Annotated in this window: 11 protein-coding genes; 5 read left to right on the top strand and 6 right to left on the bottom strand. The window is 64.6% G+C overall.

Annotated elements, in window-relative coordinates:
* Positions 1-76: 76 nt before the first annotated feature.
* A protein-coding gene (locus tag ACQP2P_RS01740) for an IS3 family transposase (RefSeq protein WP_433604076.1) occupies positions 77-1311 on the bottom strand; the annotation gives its coding sequence in 2 pieces (ribosomal slippage) (positions 77-1032 and positions 1032-1311; 1236 coding nt in all).
* Between the two features lie 703 nt (positions 1312-2014).
* On the opposite strand from ACQP2P_RS01740, the gene ACQP2P_RS01735 reads away from it, so the two are divergent.
* Together ACQP2P_RS01735 and ACQP2P_RS01730 are read left to right on the top strand one after the other, a co-directional pair.
* The gene (locus ACQP2P_RS01735; RefSeq protein ID WP_433612584.1) at positions 2015-3268 is read left to right on the top strand and encodes a DNA cytosine methyltransferase; all 1254 of its coding nucleotides are present in this window, start codon (positions 2015-2017) and stop codon (positions 3266-3268) included.
* A gap of 115 nt (positions 3269-3383) precedes the next feature.
* Positions 3384-3737: a very short patch repair endonuclease gene (locus ACQP2P_RS01730; protein WP_433612582.1), complete on the top strand. Its 354-nt coding sequence runs from the start codon at positions 3384-3386 to the stop codon at positions 3735-3737.
* Here the strand turns inward: ACQP2P_RS01730 and ACQP2P_RS01725 are convergent.
* Genes ACQP2P_RS01725 through ACQP2P_RS01715 form a run of 3 tightly spaced genes read right to left on the bottom strand, consistent with a single transcriptional unit; the run spans position 3734 to position 9732 of the window.
* Positions 3734-5455 carry a hypothetical protein gene (locus tag ACQP2P_RS01725; protein ID WP_433612580.1) on the bottom strand — a complete coding sequence of 574 codons (1722 nt, stop codon included), beginning with the start codon at positions 5453-5455 and terminating at the stop codon, positions 3734-3736. The genes ACQP2P_RS01730 and ACQP2P_RS01725 overlap by 4 nt on opposite strands.
* 9 nt (positions 5456-5464) lie before the next feature.
* The gene (locus tag ACQP2P_RS01720) at positions 5465-8521 is read right to left on the bottom strand and encodes a helicase-related protein (protein WP_433612578.1); all 3057 of its coding nucleotides are present in this window, start codon (positions 8519-8521) and stop codon (positions 5465-5467) included.
* Complete coding sequence (locus ACQP2P_RS01715) at positions 8518-9732, bottom strand: sigma-70 family RNA polymerase sigma factor (RefSeq protein WP_433612576.1); 1215 nt, start codon at positions 9730-9732, stop codon at positions 8518-8520. Before ACQP2P_RS01715 ends, ACQP2P_RS01720 begins: the two co-directional genes overlap by 4 nt.
* Before the next feature lie 435 nt (positions 9733-10167).
* On the opposite strand from ACQP2P_RS01715, the gene ACQP2P_RS01710 reads away from it, so the two are divergent.
* The 3 genes from ACQP2P_RS01710 to ACQP2P_RS01700 are packed head-to-tail and all read left to right on the top strand — an operon-like array spanning position 10168 to position 14797.
* Positions 10168-12528: an ATP-binding protein gene (locus tag ACQP2P_RS01710; protein ID WP_433612574.1), complete on the top strand. Its 2361-nt coding sequence runs from the start codon at positions 10168-10170 to the stop codon at positions 12526-12528.
* 13 nt (positions 12529-12541) lie between these two features.
* Positions 12542-14197: a DEAD/DEAH box helicase family protein gene (locus tag ACQP2P_RS01705; RefSeq protein ID WP_433612572.1), complete on the top strand. Its 1656-nt coding sequence runs from the start codon at positions 12542-12544 to the stop codon at positions 14195-14197.
* Positions 14198-14200: 3 nt separating this feature from the next.
* On the top strand, positions 14201-14797 hold the full coding sequence (locus ACQP2P_RS01700; RefSeq protein ID WP_433612570.1) for a hypothetical protein: 597 nt from the start codon (positions 14201-14203) through the stop codon (positions 14795-14797).
* Between the two features lie 9 nt (positions 14798-14806).
* On the opposite strand, the gene ACQP2P_RS01695 is transcribed toward ACQP2P_RS01700, so the two are convergent.
* Positions 14807-15478 carry a hypothetical protein gene (locus ACQP2P_RS01695; RefSeq protein ID WP_433612568.1) on the bottom strand — a complete coding sequence of 224 codons (672 nt, stop codon included), beginning with the start codon at positions 15476-15478 and terminating at the stop codon, positions 14807-14809.
* Positions 15479-15495: 17 nt separating this feature from the next.
* Entirely contained in the window at positions 15496-16587 is a 1092-nt protein-coding gene (locus ACQP2P_RS01690; protein ID WP_433608031.1) for an IS630 family transposase, read from the bottom strand.
* Positions 16588-17183 lie beyond the last annotated feature (596 nt).

Raw genomic sequence — 17183 nt, 5'->3', positions numbered from 1 at the left:
TCCGCCGCCCGTCGATATACCTGGCGGATCAGGTCAGCCAGCGGGGTGTCAAGCCCCGGGTTTGATGGACAGTTGGTTAGCTGGTTTTCAGGGGTGCGGTGACCGGCTGGGTCATCGCATGTAGTGCCTCGTACTCGGCGGGCGGGACGTGGCCGAGCCCGCCATGAAGCCGTCGGTTGTTATACCAGTCGATGTACTCGACGGTGGCCATCTCCAGGTCGTCGAGCCCGCGCCACGGACCCTTGTTGCGCACGAGTTCGGCCTTGTACAGCGAGTTGAACGCCTCGGCCATGGCGTTGTCGTAGGAGTCGCCTTTCGAGCCGACCGAGGCGACGGCGCCGGCCTCGGCGAGCCGCTGGCTGTAGCGAATCGCGCGATATTGCACGCCGCGGTCGGAGTGATGGACAAGTTCATGCAGGTCAGCGCCTTGATGTTGGCGGCGCCAGATCGCCATTTTCAGCGCGTCCAACGCCAGGTCGGTATAGAGGCTGGTGGCGACCTGCCAGCCGACGATCATGCGAGAGTACACGTCCAGGACGAACGCGGCGTAGACCCAGCCGATGCTGGTGCGGACGTAGGTCAGGTCCGCGACCCACAGCTGGTTCGGATGCGCTGCGGTGAAGACGCGGTTGACCAGGTCACGAGGCCGGTCAGTTTCGGCGGCCGGGCGGGTTGTGCGCGGTGCTTTGTCGCGCAGCAGCCCGCGCAGCCCGGCGTCGTGCATCAGCCGTTCGACCGTGCACCGGGCCACCTCGACGCCACGGCGGTGCAGCTCGTGCCAGATCTTGCGGGCGCCGTAGACGCCGTAGTTCTCTGCGTGGATCTGCTTGATCAGCACGGTCAGCTCCTCGTCGCGCCGGGACCGGGCGCTGACAGGGCGGGTCTTGGCGGCGTAGTAGGTCGACGGTGCGATCTGTGCCGGCGTGCCTTCAAGCGCCTGCAGGACCGGCTGGACACCGTGCTGTTCCTTCTGGGAGTCGACGAAGCCGACCTTCATCGCGACGGACGGTCCAGCTCCGCCGCGAAGAAACTCGCCGCGGACTTCAGGATCTGGTTCGCCCGCCGCAGTTCACGAACCTCCCGCTCCAAAGCGGCGAGGCGTTCCGCGTCGCTGCTGGTGGTGCCCGGACGGTCCCCGGCATCGGTCTCGGCCTTCTTCACCCAGGTGCGCAACGCCTCCGGATGGACCCCGAGCTGATCAGCGATCCGACGGATCGCCCCGACCGCGGACACCGGATCCCGACGGGCCTCGACCGCCAGCCGGGTCGCCCGCTCACGCAACGCATCGTCGTACTTCTTCGGTGCCGGCACAGCAGCATCATCTCCCAGGTTTCGATGTCTCCATCAAACCCGGGGCGGAACAGGGTGAGCACGCCGCGTTCATCCAGCACATCGATCGCGTTCGTGAGCAGATCCACGCCGCAGAACTTAGCAAGGCCGCTGTTTGATGTTGTGGAAATCAAGTGGCGACGCGCCGAAGGTTCCGGAGCGATCGGCCGGACAGGTTCGACTGTCTGGGTGAGTGGAGTAGCGGGCGTGGGTACCCGTGATGAGCACAATCGTAGCCACCTGCGGATCCGACCATGCCAGAGGTGGGTGTGGCCGCCTTGTGAGAACAGCCGACCGATACCGTCGCCGACTATCTGTGCGACACCGTCGACCACGAAGGCGGCGATCGGACCGTCGGCCGCCTCTACCGTCTCGGGAACGTGCGGCATGGATATTCCTCGCGTCGGCACGTTTCCGGCTCACGGGTGCGGGACCGCAGTAGCGACGGGTGGTGTGCCCGTTCTGGTAGAGAACACGTCGCGCGTCGGCCTCCATCCGATCGTCACGCACCGTAAGGGGCGCTCGTTACACCGGGCATGTCATGGTCGAAGCGGCACCGCAACGGCTCCGTTGCCATCCAACGACTTGGCAAGATGTGGCCGGACCATGTTTGATGTAGCGGACCTGGCTGGAGAGGGTGAGGCGGGGCCCCACCTTCTCGTGTGGTGGCGGTAGGGTACCTGGGATGGCAGTGGACAAGCGTTCTAATCGCGGTCGAGTAGCGGGCAACGACACGCCGCTGACCAGCATCGAGTTGTTCACTGGGACCGGCGGGCTTGCGGAGGGACTACACAAGGCTGGCTTCCGCCATCTACTCGCCGTCGAACTGTACCACCGGGCCTGCGAGTCCCTCAGAATCAATCGCGCGCAAGACTGCAAGGATCTCGCTGCGGCTGCCGAATCGATTCCAACCGAGAACGACCGTTGGCCTCTATTCGAGGGTAAGGTCCAAGACGTCGACTTCACGCCATTCGAGGGCAAGGTCGACGTTCTCGCCGGAGGTGTGCCCTGCCAGCCGTGGAGTATTGCTGGCAAGAAAGAGGACATTGAAGAAAAGATCGGCGGCGAGCGGAATCTTTGGCCTGAGATGTTCCGTGTCGCCCATCAGACGCGCCCGAAGGCGATCATCGCCGAGAACGTCATTGGGCTTACCAGACCGTCCTTCAAGGAGTACTTCGAATACATTATTGATGGACTACGGGCACCGCATGAGCAGCGCGTCGACGGCGAGAATTGGCGACACCACCACGAGCGTCTACGAAAACGGCTCAAGGCGAATGGCATTCCAGATACTGATCGATACGTAGTGAACCCGGTCCCGCTTAACGCCGCCGATTTCGGCGTTCCGCAACTAAGAAAACGGCTCTTTATCGTCGCCTATCGGGCGGACCTCAACGTTGAATGGATCCCACCTTCGACGACGCATAGCCAATCAAGCCTTATACGGGACCTACTCAATGGCGAATATTGGAGCCGGCATGGAATCAGCCCGCGCCAGGACCTGATCGAATCGTTGACGGAGATGCTTCCCGACGGCAAGGAGCCCTGGCGCACACTGCGGGATGGCATTGAGGGCCTCGACGAACCCGAGCTTGACCGTACGCCAACCGAGGGACCCCCGCACCATGTCGGTTGGCCTGGAGCTCGGAGGTATCGGGGGCATCAGCCGAGCGATCTAGATTGGCCCTCGAAGACCATCAAGGCCGGCGTGCACGGCGTCGCTGGAGGCGAGCTCGCCGTCATCGATCGTAGAGGGCGATACCGTTATCTGACGGTGCGGGAGGTGGCGCGGTTGATGACGTTCGACGACAAGTGGATGCTCGATGGGACGCGTGGCCCGCAGATGCGCCAGCTGGGTAACGCTGTGCCGGTGGATCTAGCCGAGGCCGTCGGTAAGTCCGTGCGCAAGCAGCTAAGGCATGAAAAGGAAACGAACTGATGAGGCCGACCGGTCGTCGATGACGCCTCCAGCGTCCTCTGGCAGGCCAGCCGCGTCGTCCGATGCGGTTGTAAGGGTGATGCGCGGGAACCGCGGGCGGGATACGCGACCGGAGATGCGCATTCGCCGTGCGGTACACGCCTTGGGCCTGCGTTACCGGGTTGGTATCCGCCCGGTCCCGACGTTGCGGCGCACGGCGGACCTGGTCTTCACCCGGGTCAGAGTGGCTGTGTTCGTAGATGGCTGCTACTGGCATGGCTGCCCGGCGCATCACCGCCCTTCGCGGCTGAACGCCGACTTTTGGGAGGCCAAGATCGCGAAGAATCGCGAGCGTGACGCCGAGACCGATGCCAGGCTGCGTGAGGCCAATTGGACCGTTGTACGCATCTGGGAGCACGAGGATCCGATCTTGGGCGCCGAACGGGTGCGGGCAACCGTCGCCGCGGCCCGCACCCGTCCGTCCCGTTAGCTCGCGAGTCCGAAGAACCCAGTGGGCCCGAACAGCGACTCTCGGCGAAGGTAGCGGTTGAAGTGGTTGCACACGGGTTCGCCGAGATGCGCGCACGCGTGGCACGCGCCGCCGTTGCGTTCGCAGGCCGGGTCCAGCGGGCAACGATGTTCGGCGTTGACGACGGCATCGAGAAACGATTGCAGGTCGTTCTCGAACACCGCCTGTAGTCCGCCGAGGACGAAGTCGCCTCGTGCCGCCGCGAACACGAAGAAGATGCCATGACTGGGGAGAAGGTATTCGCCGAGGCTCTCGCGATCGACACCAGCGAAGACGGATAGCTGACGGATGACCCGGTGAGCGTAGGAGTGGACCAGCGTCAACAGGTCCGAGCCGGGGGTCGCCTCGCCGGTGTGCTCGTTGAACCGGCTTGGCAGGTCGATGGTGCTGGCGATGGCGGCGCGTGTGTCGCGGGTGCCGGTCGCTTGTGGCGGGTGGTGTCCCCGGCCACGTAGCCAGCGGGCGATGAGCATCGGGTCCAGTCGGAACATGAGCGCTTCGGATTGCTGAGGGTCGGCGTACACCCGGCGGCCGCGTTTTCCGCTGAAGAGGTTGAGGTTGACGGCGCCGGGAATCGTGCCACCGCGAGTGAAGCCGTATACGGCACGCATGACGGGGAAGCGGTCGGCGAGTTCGACGGTCTCGAGCCCCGCACGTTGGATCGCGGCGGGGTATCCGTCCATGTAGCGGTCTCGCATGGCGGCGGGTGTGCCGTCGGTGAGAAGGTCCTCGATCCGGACGCGCCCGTCGAAGGTCGCGAGCGCTAGATCGACCGCCTCTCGTTCGGCTTGTGCGAGCCGGTCTGGGGGCGCGGTGCCGAGGGGGCCGAGGTCATCCTCACTGGTGAGCTCGCCTTGGCTAGCGGCTAGTCCCGCCATCTGCTCGGCGACCAATCGGGACACGCCGCTCGCGACGAGTTGGTCCACGAGGGAGCTGGTGGTGTGCCGGCGTTCGCTGGGCCGGTCCTCGCGCATGCCGTTGAGCAGCCACGTAAGCGCGCGGCGGGGGCCGCCGGATTCGGTGATCTCAACAAGGCGGCGTTTGGTACCGGGGTTGATCAGGACGAAGCTCTGCGGCGCGTACACGCTCGCGGAGCGGTGCACGGTGTAGGCCAGGGCGTGGGAGTCACGTTGCGGCCAGCGACGGCCACATGGACAGCGGCGGAAGCCGAAGCCCCGCTGCAGCGTGATATCGCAGATCGGGCACTTGAAAAGGATCTTGCTCGCGTCGATCGTAGGCTGGAACTCCATGCGCACCTGATGGTGGCGTTCACATCGGGGGATACGTGGTTCCTCGATGCGGCCGCATTCGTGGTAGCCAACGAAGTGGCTTTGCTGCCATCTGTTCTGGCCGCAAACACAGGCCCGGTCGCGGACGGACTCCACGCGCCGGCAGTGCCGACAGATGTAGATCTCCGGGAATCGTTCGACCTTGACCCCGCGGCCGTCGTTGACCTTGACGACCTCTATGTCGAGGTTGCGCGAAGCGTGGACGGCGCCCACGTCTCGCGTCCAACCGAGGATCTCGGCCTCCAGACGTTGCCGGATGGCCGCCTCGTCGACGTCGACCTTGATGGGGTCGCGCCATTCGACGGTCTTCCAGATGCCGCCCTGCAGGTCAGCGGTCTGTTCGGGCAAGAGCCCGTAGAGCACCTGGGTGCCGCTGCGCTTGTCCTTCAATGATGTTCCTTAGTCGTCGCTGATCGGGATCTGGGTCTCGACATCCCGCAGGGACGTCATCGGGCGGCGGTGCAGGATGTCAGCAGGCCATCTGGCGCCGGATCCGAGGTCGTTGAGCTTGGTGAAGTAGATCTCCACGGCGCGGCGAAGGTCGGCGTCGAGCAGGTGCTCGTCGTCGCGGATGCCGAGCATCTCGCGTAATGCCTTGGTCTCGTCGTCCACGGTCGTGACGACGGTGCGGTGGTGGTCTCGCAGCAGGTCGGTGGTGGTGAGTTTGAGTTTCTCGGAGCGTGGCTCGTGGAAGAACAGGCGTCGAGCCTCGATCGCCGCGGCGCTGGTCAGGTCGAGGACACGTCGGCTGCTGCGGGTCACTGGGATCGGCTCGACGAGACGGTCACCGTGCTCGACGAACGCCTGGAAATGGCTGTAGACGCCGGCGTCGCGCTCGCGTCCGATTTTGTGGACCACGTAGACCAGGCCCGGGTGGGTCCGGCCGACACGAGCGGTGGTCTGGATGAACTCGGCCGTGGTCAGCGGTACGCCGAGCACCGTCATGATGTTGAGCCTATCGATGTCGACGCCGTGAGAGAACATCGACGAGGCGGCGACGACGTGGACACGTTCGTCGAATTCCGCCGGCGGGCCGTCGAGTTCGGCTATAGCCGTGCGTACGTCGTCGAATGGGGTCTGGCCGGTGAGCGAGACGGTGTTGAGCGGGTCGATTGGTACCTGGGAGCCCATCGACCGGCGAGCGGCCTCGACGTCCTTGACGGTGTTGCCGTAGATCACGTTCGTGCCGTAGAGGTTGAGCAGTTCGTCCGCGTGGACTGGGTCGATACCGGCTTGCGCGCATACCACCTCGGCCTCGGTGCGCAGCCGTCGCACGGACTGCTGCAGGACGGTGATGGTGCGGTCGGAGACCCATTCGAGCGTCACTCCCCTGGGCCACACGGCGACGTACCGGCGCAGCGTCTTCGTGGTGGAGGCGCTCCAGTAGCTCTCATGCACCGACGGACCGAGTGCCGGGAACACCCGGCCAGTCCTGCCGTAGAGGGTCTCGGTTTGCCGCTCGTACCCTGCCAGCGTGGCCGATGATGCGATGATCTTCGGAGGGTCGGTGTCGGTGTTCTTGATCTGCAGGTCGTCGAGGATCGACTCGTAGTGTGAGTCGACCGCTCCCAGCGAGTCGCGGAGCAGGTGCAGCTCGTCCTGCAGGCGGAATGACGGCGCGAACATCGCCCTGTCGTGTGCCTTGATGACGTCGTTGGGTTCCTTGCAGCCAGGTACGAGGCAGCCCGATGGTCTGCTGCCGCGTTTGGCGTAGGTGAATCCATGCCCCGGGCGGCGGCATCTTCCCGCCGGCCCGTGGACGAAGCCACGCATAGCGGCCTGCATGGAGATCAACGCCGCCTTGTCGAGTGTGCCGATGACGACGCTGGGCATGAAGCGGTAGATCTCGCTGTCGACGACAAACAGGGGGAGCGCCTCACCTGCCGAGGGACAGCTGGGCGACGAACAGAAGTGTTCAAGTCGCCAGTGGCGGCGGTTGAAGCGGGTGGAGACACCGCGGGCGGCGCAGAAGGGACAGCGCAGCAGGACGTTGAATCGTGCCGGCATCGTGTCGTCCTCGACATCGATGGGGTTGTCCTTGGTTGGCTCCACCGGGATGTCGTTCGGGGTGCTGCTGCGGCCGACGTAGTAGCCCAGCGCGATCGGATCGCCGGGGACGCGGTGTTCTCGGCGCACCAACTCGGCGGAGCCCAGCGCGTCGGCGAACCGCTGGGTCTGCTGCAGTGAGAGCAGCCGGAGCGGGAACCGTGACCAGGCGGTGATACCGCTGTGCTTCCCACGCAGCCGGTCGTAGAAGACGGCGAGGACGAGCAGACCGAGATATGTCTCGGTCTTGCCACCGCCGGTGGCGAACCAGACGATCTCGACGGTGTTCCAGTCGCGGCGTCCCTCGACAAGGCTCGGCAGTACGCCCAGTAGGAACCCAACTTGGAACGGACGCCAGGAAGTGATATCGCGGCGCATGGCTGTCTTGCCCATGGCCTTGTTCATCAGGCGATAGGCCCGGAGCAGCTGCGGCGAGGACTCGAGGGCGGCGACACCACGGCGCAGCCGGTCGAGTTCGGCCTCATACGCCTCTCGTCCTCGCTCGGCCTCCGCGATCATCTCGGGCGACCATGACGGGCCACCGCTTTGGCGCCGCGCCAGGGCATCCGGTGACCAGGCTTCGCGACCCCACCGCGCGTATCCGTCGACAAGTTGACGCAGCCGCGGCAGAGGGTCGTCGGTGAGCCCGGAGAAGGACAAATCCAGCTTGTCCTCAGCGGTGTAGCCGAAGCGGAACGTGGGCCGCTTGGTCGACACCACGATGGTGTCCCGGGTGGCGAGCTTCCCCTGCCTTACCTCGACGCCACAGTTGATGCCGATCGCCGGCAGCTCCCGCTCGTAGCGGAAGCTGTCGGGAAGGGACTCCAGGACGAAGGGGGCAGTGGCCAGCCCTTCGACCACGAGTTCGACCTCGAACAGGTAGCGCTCTCCCTTTGGGTGAGCGGACTCGGGGGTGGTGTTCACGACCGTCACAACGAGCTCGGGCGAGCCGCGCCAGGATTCGTCTGACACTTGAACCGCCGCGGTGGCGACACCGATGCCAGCGCTGCGGAATGCGAAGGTGAGCTCATCGACACCGAAGTCGAACGAGGACATGCCCGGCTCGGCCTCGACCCGAATGGGAACGTCGGCGAGCTCAGACTTGTGCCATTCCTCGGGGGTGTCGAGATCGTTCGAGGCGGCCGTGATCCGGTTCCACCCGCGAGCGCGGACCCGCACGTCGAACGTCCAAGGTCCATCGGTCGCGGGCTTGACTCGCATCCCCACAGAACAGGGATCCATCCGGCGTTCCCTGTGCGTCTCGGCCATCGCATCTTGCTCAGGGGCGAGACGACCGAGCCAGAACACGCCCGACGGGTCAACAGCGCTTCGAATCTCTTCAGTGCCGAGACCCGCGTTGGTGACACGTTGATCCAGCCACTGGACAAAGCGTTCCTTGTGGTCGCTCATCGGCTCTCCTGTGAGGCGGTCACCGCGACGCGTCCCGCCGGGCTGGGCGAGGCCATGCGCGCGATGTACCTGTCGGCGGGTGATTTCGGCTGCGGGCGAAGGCCCCAGTGGTGTGCGAGGTCCCGGATCACCTGGTCCGCGGACAAGATCATGAGCAGCTTCAGCTCGATCTGCCGCACACGTTCCCGTGTGACCCCATGGACCTGGGCGATCTCCTCCAGCGTGGCGGGCTCGTCGTTGACGAATCCGAATCGCCGCTCGAGGATGTCAACAGAGCGGGGATCGAACCTCGAATGTATTATGCCGCTGACTTGGTCTGCCACGTCATCGGCCAAGAGGGCCTCCTCCGGAGCCGGCATCACATTACTCATCAACAGTTCGCCGAGCGTGCCACCGCCATCGTCGTCCCCGACGGGTGTATCAAGGCGAACAAGTGGCCGTGAGATATCCAGAAGAGCCTGGACATCGGCGGCGTCCATTTCGACTCCCTCTGCTACTTCTCGCAAGGTTGGTTGTCGACCATGCCGAGACTCGAAAGAACGTGCGTAGCCATTAATCTTGCGAACCCGTTCCCATACATGCACAGGAAGGCGTATAGGGTAGCCGGCCATATCGATGCCGCGACCAATGGCCTGCCTGATCCACCAAGTGGCATACGTCGAGAACTTGAATCCGAGCCCTGGATCGAACTTCTCCGCGGCTCTTTGCAACCCGACGATTCCCTCCTGAACAAGATCGTCGAAGTCTAGGTCACCCGCGCTCTGTGCGTATCGCTGCGCGACACTAACCACCAATCTCAGGTTTGAGCGCACCAACTCGTCCCGGGCCCGGTCGCCATCGTCGATCAGCCCACGCACCGAAGCGACATCGGCGTCGCCATTGAGCCGCTCTCGCGCGGCGAGGCCGAGCTGGATACGTCGGCCGAGCGCGACCTCGGCCTCGGCCGTCAGTATCGGATGACGACGCATCTGCGCGGGAAGACCCGAGGCTATCGCCCGATCAGACGGATCATCCAACGAGTGCGCGTCCTCGACCTCCCGCTCAACGGTCACACCCTCATCCGCGAGCCGAGTAAGGACCCCGGTTACCTCGTCGGCGTCAAGTCCACGACGCGCGACGATCCCGACGACGTGGTCCCACGTCAGGACGCCGAGTCGCTCGGCGTCCTCGACCAGTACCGCGACTGTCCTCGCGACCAACTCGTCACGCATTGCCAGACCTCCGCTTCGTCGCGCCCGTCCGCAACATCGCCACCGGCTCCATCGACCGCCCGACGCCAAAGATGAGAACACACGGGTACGACTTTTTCCTCGCGGAATGCTTCGCCGGAACGGTTGTTGCCGCATAGCCGCTCGGTCGAGACGGTATGTCCATTTAGCGAGTATTACGACTTTCGACATGATTGCTTGACGTCAACGATTCGGCTTGTTAACGTCGAGCCGTAGGCGCAATTCAACGAATGCGCCATTGTTCTCGTTGAGCGCGGACCAGCGCCTTATCGGCCGCCCCAGGGCCGATAGGGATAGGCATCGAGCGGGCTATCCGTTACGCTTCGCATCTGGGTCACCGCGGACATCTCTTTCCACGTCGCGACCCAGCAACCTTTCGTCCGTGTCGAACGTGATCAGATTTGCCTGGGAGTAAGCGTGGCGATCGAGGCCATCGATGTGACACCGGATCCACGGATTCTCAGCGTCTTGGGCGACATCGAGTTCAGTCCATGGCAGTGCCTCGCCGAGCTCATCGACAACGCCTTCGACGAGTTCTTGTCGGCCGGTCACGCCGGCGGGGAAAGGCCCACGGTCAAGATCTCTCTGCCGTCGAAAGGGAGCGACCTCAAGAGCGCGGAGGTCTGGGTCGTCGACAACGGGCGCGGCATGGACCTCGCCACGCTCAACAACGCGATCCGCGCGGGCTGGACCTCCAACAGCGCTCACGGGGCACTCGGCCTGTTCGGCATGGGCTTCAACATCGCCACCGCAAGACTCGGTCAGCGCACCCAGGTACGGACCACCCGCGCCGACGACCCGCACTGGACAGTGGTCACGCTCGACCTGCCAGCTCTCAGCGCGGGCAGGACCTATGACGTTCCGGTCACGTACGAGCCCAAGGACGATCCCGCCGAGCACGGGACGAAGGTCATCATCAGCGCGCTGCGGCCCGAGCGGCTCGCCCTGCTCCAAGCGCATCAGGCCATTCGCACCAAGCTGGGTGACGTCTACAGCTACCTGCTGCGTGAACACGAATTCGAGATCATCGTCAACCTGCGCAAGGTCGAGCCGCGTCGGCCGTGCGTCTGGGGCGAGGAACGGTACGTCACGCGTAACGGCGTCGACATCCACGCCGTCCAGCACATCGACGTGACCATGGGCACGATGAAGGCCTGCGCCGTCTGCGGCAAATGGCAGGCGGCCGACCACGACAGCTGCGTGTTCTGCCCGGACGGGGGCCGGCTGGAGGTCCGCGAACAGCGAATTCACGGGTGGATTGGTATCCAGCGCTACCTGCACTCCAGCGACTACGGCATCGACTTCCTCCGCAACGGCCGCAAGATCCTGCTGCGCGACCACAGCATCTTCGACTGGGTCGACCCGACCGGCAATGAAGACCCGGAGAAGGAGTATCCGATCGACAACCCTCGCAACGAGGGCCGGATCGTCGGAGAGATCCACTGCGATCATGTCGCCGTCAACTACCAGAAGACCGCCTTCGAGTACGACACACGCGAGTGGAAGAAGGTCGTCCGTACCATCCGTGGTGAGGCCCCGCTGCGGCCGAACATCGCCAAGAAGCGTGGGTTCGAGGAGAATCGCAGCCCCCTCGCCCTGCTGTACACGGGCTTCCGCACCGACAAGCCCGGGTTGAAATACCTGATTCCCGGCAATGGGCAGACCGCCCTGCGGGACAAGGTCACTGACTGGGTCGAACGCTTCCGCAAGGGCGACCCCGCCTACCAGAGCGACGAAATCTGGTACCAGGCCGCCGAACAGCACGACAAGGGCCTCACCAGCCCCGCGCCCGCCCCCGGTGAGCCGGGAGACGTCCTTGACGAGATGGGGCTCACCGACCCAGCCAGCGCAGGCGACGGACAGCCGGCAGGTACTCCAGGTGGCGGCACATCGGCGTCTCCAACGGACAACGCACCGCCACAGCGGGGACCGGTAGCGCCCGCGCCGCCCTCCAGGTCGGAGACCGTGGATGATCGACTCAGCCGTTACCGTCAGTCCGCCACGCTGGCACCCGCACACGGTGGCCGCTTCGATGCCGCCGAACTCGGCAAAGCCGATGTCACCGTTTACGCCGTCGACGAGGCTGAACTGATCGATCCGACCGGACGATCGGTGCCGATCTTCGCGCACCTCGCCCGCGCGCCACGCGTCGAGGTGTACCTCGCCCGGAGACACCCGATGCTGACCGACTTCGGCGTCGACCTCACCGAACTGGTCCAGGTCATCCTCGCCGAGTTCCTGATCGCCAGGACCCCAGGCGCGAAGCAACCGCTGATCACCGTGCTGGAGAAGATCAAGCTCAGGGCATCCAACGACCGCCGAATCACCGTCGACTCCCTGGCCAAACGCTCACGCGACCTCCTCGACCGGATCCGTGCCCTCATGCTCCAGGAGATCAAGGGCTCGCCTACCGGCTACTGGAACATGCTGCTACCCGGCGAGACGGCGGAGGCCGAACGCCGATTCGCGCTCGAACGCGCTGGCGGCGGCTGGGAGGACATGATCGACAACGGTGAGTTCATCCACTACCTGCCGGCCTCGGCCGTGGTCAGGCTCATCGAACGGCGACCCGACGCCTTCCTCGACGGGCGCGTCTTCCGGCGCCGCTTCGGCACACTCACGGACGAGACCGCCCGCTCGCTCGGTCTGTCCCGGGTGACCAGCCTCGTCAGCGAGATCGCCCTGATGGCCGACCACACGCCCCGGCTGGAGGTCGACGAGCTGCAGCGTATGCGGCTCAGCTGCGACCTCGTCGAACGCGAACTGGACGAGACATAAGGGGGACCGGGTCATGACCTTCATGGACGCGTCCTTCCTACGCGACGTTGGACCACGGCAGTTCCCCCGACAGGTCGAACGGCTCTTGATGCACCTCGGCTTCACCGACCTCGCGACCATCGACGGCTCCGGCGACGGCGGAGCCGACGTGCTCGGCTGGCACGGTGGCCGAGGCTGGGTGCTGCAGTGCAAGTGGAAGCTGAACGGGCCTATCGGCGCCGAGGCCGTCGATGAGGTGCAGCGCGCACGCGAGTTCTACCGCGCCGACGAGGCCGCCGTGGTCACCACGAGTGTCCCCGGCCCGAAAGCACTCCGCCGCGCCGAGGAACTCGCGGCGATCACACGCCCGATCAAGTTCTGGACGGGCGACGTTCTACGCCGGGCATACGAGCGCGCCCCCGCCAACCTCGACCAGGTCGAACTGCGTCCATACCAGCGCGACGCCGTCACGGCGATCGGTGCCGATCTCGACCACCGCGGCCGCGCCATGCTCATCCTCGCCACCGGCATGGGCAAGACCGTCGTCGGCGGTTCCGTCATCGCCGAATGCCTACGCCGTACGCCGAGCAGCAACATCCTGGTAGTCGCGCACACCCGAGATCTCGTGGCACAGCTTGAACGAGCCTTGTGGAGACACCTGCCCAAGCACGTCCGCACCCGACTGCTCACCGGTGACGACCGGCCCGACGACCTCAGCGGCGTCACGTGCGCGACGGTCGCCACCGCACTCGCCGTCGTCCGGATCGGCTACAAGCCCGACCTCGTCATGGTCGACGAGGCACACCACGTCGGCGAGAACGGCCAGTTCGCCGAGCTGCTCGACCGGCTGTCGACAGCACGGCAGTTCGGCGTCACCGCCACTCCGTGGCGCGGCGATCGATACGACCTGACCGCGCACTTCGGCGAGCCCAGCTTCACCCTCGGCATCGAGGAGGGCATGCGTCGCGGCTACCTGGCCCAAGTCGATTACCGGCTCTTCGTCGACAACATCGACTGGGACGTCGTCCGCAGTGCCAGCGAATACGGCTACAGCCTCAAAGAACTCAACGCCCGCCTGTTCCTCCCCGGGCGTGACGAGGCCATCCGAGACGAACTCGCCATTGTGTGGAACCGCACGTCGCGTCCGCGCGCGCTCGTCTTCTGCCGCACCATCGAACATGCCGAACGCATGGCCGACATGCTGAACGACTCACCGCCGTGGGGCACCAGCCAAGCCGTCCACGCCGGCCTGCCCATGAGGGAACGGCAACGACGACTGCTCGCGTTTCGCGCCGGCGAGACAAGCATCCTCACGGCCGTTGACATCCTGAACGAAGGTGTCGACATCCCCGACGTCAACATTCTGTGCTTCGCGCGTGTCACCCACAGCCGACGCATCTTCGTTCAACAGCTCGGCCGAGGCCTCCGGCTGCGAGAGGGAAAGGACCGCGTCGCCGTCCTAGACTTCGTCAGCGACTTGCGGCGCATCGCCGCCACCCTCAAGCTGCGACGTGAGATGGACGCCATCGAGGTCGAGACGCTTCCGCTAGGGCACGATTCAACGATCACCTTTTCCGATCAGCGAGTCGAGTCGCTCATGGAAGAGTGGATCAAAGACGCGGCTAGCCTCGAGACCGCTTACGACGAGCACCGCCTCCAGTTCCCCGCTACCTTCGAGACGGGCAGTTGAAAGATGCCGACAGCGCCGAACATCCCCCTCAGTGTCCGCGACGAGGTCCTCAAACTCCTCTACGCCGACGCCGACGCCCTCGACTGGGAGCGCCTGCCCGCACAAACCAAGACCGCCCAGTACAACCAGTGGGTCCAAGACCCCCGAATCGGTGGCCTCCTCGGACGGTTCATACCCAACCCGCACCTGTGGATCAAGGAAGTCCCACTCAAGGAATACGCCCGGGCACTCGAGAACATGGGTCGGTTCGCGCAGTTCACCTCCATGCATTACCCCCCGCCATCGGACTTTATCGACCCGACGTTCGGAGGCGAGTGGACCTATATCCCGGACAGCCAAGCGGACAAGCCACCTCACTGCCTGGCGACGGACGGCACGACACAGCGCTACGTCTGCTGGGGACCGCCCAACCAGTTCAAGGACCTGCTGTGGGCCGCCTTGACCGCTGGCGTCAAGGAGCACGGACGCCCTGGCATCGCACTCTCCGTACGAACCGACGCGGAGATCGAAGCGGCGGATCGACGAAGGAATCAGGCCATCGGCGAACGATGCGGGATCGAAGTGAGGTACGTCATCCGACCGTTACGTCGACGTCTGTAAACGAATAGCTCAAAAGAGCCGATCCTGACCCTCGATAGGGTTTAATGACGCGATCCGCTGTCGCATCAGGAGCAGCTCCCGCCTGCTGAAGTACTCCAGATCGTGGTCGGCCTCCCAGTCTTCGAGGTACTCGCCGTAGACATCTCGCGACTCGAATAGGTTCTCCATCGAGAAGGAGGCGAACGTTTCTCGGCGGGCGAGTAGCCGCGACGCGAATCGCACGAAAGCATTCACCTCCGAGGCGTACAGCTGAAGCATGCCCCAGGTATCCAAATGCAGTCCGCAGCCCGCTTCGGCTGCCGCCGCCGAGATCAACGGCAGTCGTTTGTCGTCGCAGATGAATCGCACCAGTGGCCGACGCTCACCTCGGTTCGAGTGATGCCCTCGGCAACTCGTCGTCGTCAAGCAGCCCGACGCGACCAGCGCCGCGACGGCGGACATAACCCCGAGGTCGAGATCTTGGAACCGGGTAAGTGGGCCCTCATCAATTTCAGTGCCATCGTACGTATATCGCTCACCGGTGTACCGATCGCGCACAGCCGCGTCCGCTCTTTGGTCGAAGTCCTCATCGCCGGTCGCCAGCGACGCCACGGCGAGCAGCTCTTGTTCGGCTGAGATCGCTTCGGCTACCTCCTCCCAGGACACTTCCGCGATCTCCTGGTACAGGAGGTTGTCCCCCACACCCTCAATTGCCTCCTCTAGTGTCCTGCGTCAGAAATTCGCCTACAAAATCGGGCGAGTGACTCCAGGATCTCCTCGGCGGTCTTGGTCCAGATGAACGGGCGTGGGTTGCTGTTCCAGTCAGCGATCCACGCCCGGATGTCCGCTTCCAGGGCTTGGACGCTCTTGTGGACGCCGCGGCGGATCTTCTGCTCGCTGAGGAACCCGAACCAGCGTTCGACCTGGTTGATCCAGGACGAGCCGGTCGGGGTGAAGTGCATGTGGAAGCGGGGGTGGCGGGCCAGCCAGGCCCGGATGGCCGGGGTCTTATGGGTGCCGTAGTTGTCGCAGATCAGATGCACATCCAGTTCCGCCGGCACGGTCTTGTCGATCGCGACCAGGAACTTCTGGAACTCGGCGGCACGGTGCTGGCGGTGCAGCTGGCTGATCACAGTGCCGTCAGCCACGTTGAACGCGGCGAACAGGCTGGTGATCCCGTTACGGGCGTAGTCGTGGGTACGCCGCTCGGGCATGCCCGGCATCATCGGCAGCACCGGCTGCGAACGGTCCAACGCTTGGATCTGGGACTTCTCGTCAACGCAGAGCACCACCGCCCGTTCCGGTGGGTTGTGATAGAGCCCGACCACGTCAACGACCTTCTCGATGAACAGCGGGTCGGTCGACAGTTTGAACGTGTCCGCCCGGTGCGGTTTCAGCCCGAAGTCCCGCCAGATCCGTCCGATCGTGGACTTCGACAGCCCCGACCGCTGCGCCATCGACGTGCGCGACCAGTGGGTAGCGTTGCGCGGCGTCTGTTCCAGGGTGGCCACCACCACCTCTTCCACCCGGTCCAGGCTGATCGACGGCGGCCGGCCCGGCCGCTGCTCGTCGATCAGCCCGTCCAGACGCTCGGCCAGGAACCGCCGCCGCCACTTGCCCACAGTGGACAGATGCACACCCAAAGCCGTGGCCACATCAGTGTTCGACGTGCCCTCGGCGCACGCCAGAATGATCTTCGCCCGCATCGCCAGGACCTGCGCCGACTTCGCCCGCCGCGACCAGCGGACCAACGTCGCGCGCTCCTCGTCGGACAACACCAGCGGCGGGGTGGGACGCCCGGTCCTCGGCATCCCATCACCCTACACCTATTTATAAGGCGAACTTGTGGCGCGGCACACTAGCCACACGACGCACAAGTCGTCCGCATCGATCACCTCAACCTGAACTACGTCCGGGAAGGTTGGCAGCACCGCATACTCCTAGCCGAAAATCGGTCGAGCCATCGATGGTCTCCACGGGTCCTTAGAAAACCAAGGATAACCACCTTCCTGCTCGACGTGGCGTCGGTACGCCTCCAACGATCTGACCGATGCACGGAAGAGCTGACCAGCACCGTCACGATGGAGGGTCGTGAACTGGCGCGGTGGCAAGGCCCATGCGGTAGGTCCGGCAGCCTTCGAAGCTCTCCCAGTTTCCCGTGAGGATGTCTCGCTGCCGTGACCTCCTGGCAGCTACCCGGACCGGACTTCCATCGGCAAGCGATGACGAGCTTACGAACGAAGATCAACCACCTACACGGTCAACCGCCACTCTGCTGGGCGCACGAAAATGGCTCGATGTGTCGGGTTGCAGACTGTCGATGTGACCACTCCCAACGTCCTTGCAGAACATGTCCTTGCAAGTCGCGGGCGGACGATCGCTCCGGATCGGCTTCGGGCCGGGATGC

Source organism: Dactylosporangium sp. CA-139114 (assembly GCF_050955725.1).
Classification (GTDB): Bacteria; Actinomycetota; Actinomycetes; order Mycobacteriales; family Micromonosporaceae; genus Dactylosporangium.
The sequence above is the reverse complement of the archived record's forward strand: the minus strand, read 5'-3'. Positions and strand labels throughout refer to the sequence as shown.

Coding starts and splice junctions, on each gene's coding strand:
- ACQP2P_RS01705 (WP_433612572.1), top strand. CDS start 12,542: ATGACCTTCATGGACGCGTCCTTCCTACGCGACGTTGGACCACGGCAG.
- ACQP2P_RS01735 (WP_433612584.1), top strand. CDS start 2,015: ATGGCAGTGGACAAGCGTTCTAATCGCGGTCGAGTAGCGGGCAACGAC.
- ACQP2P_RS01720 (WP_433612578.1), bottom strand. CDS start 8,521: ATGAGCGACCACAAGGAACGCTTTGTCCAGTGGCTGGATCAACGTGTC.
- ACQP2P_RS01730 (WP_433612582.1), top strand. CDS start 3,384: ATGCGCATTCGCCGTGCGGTACACGCCTTGGGCCTGCGTTACCGGGTT.
- ACQP2P_RS01690 (WP_433608031.1), bottom strand. CDS start 16,587: ATGCCGAGGACCGGGCGTCCCACCCCGCCGCTGGTGTTGTCCGACGAG.
- ACQP2P_RS01700 (WP_433612570.1), top strand. CDS start 14,201: ATGCCGACAGCGCCGAACATCCCCCTCAGTGTCCGCGACGAGGTCCTC.
- ACQP2P_RS01715 (WP_433612576.1), bottom strand. CDS start 9,732: ATGCGTGACGAGTTGGTCGCGAGGACAGTCGCGGTACTGGTCGAGGAC.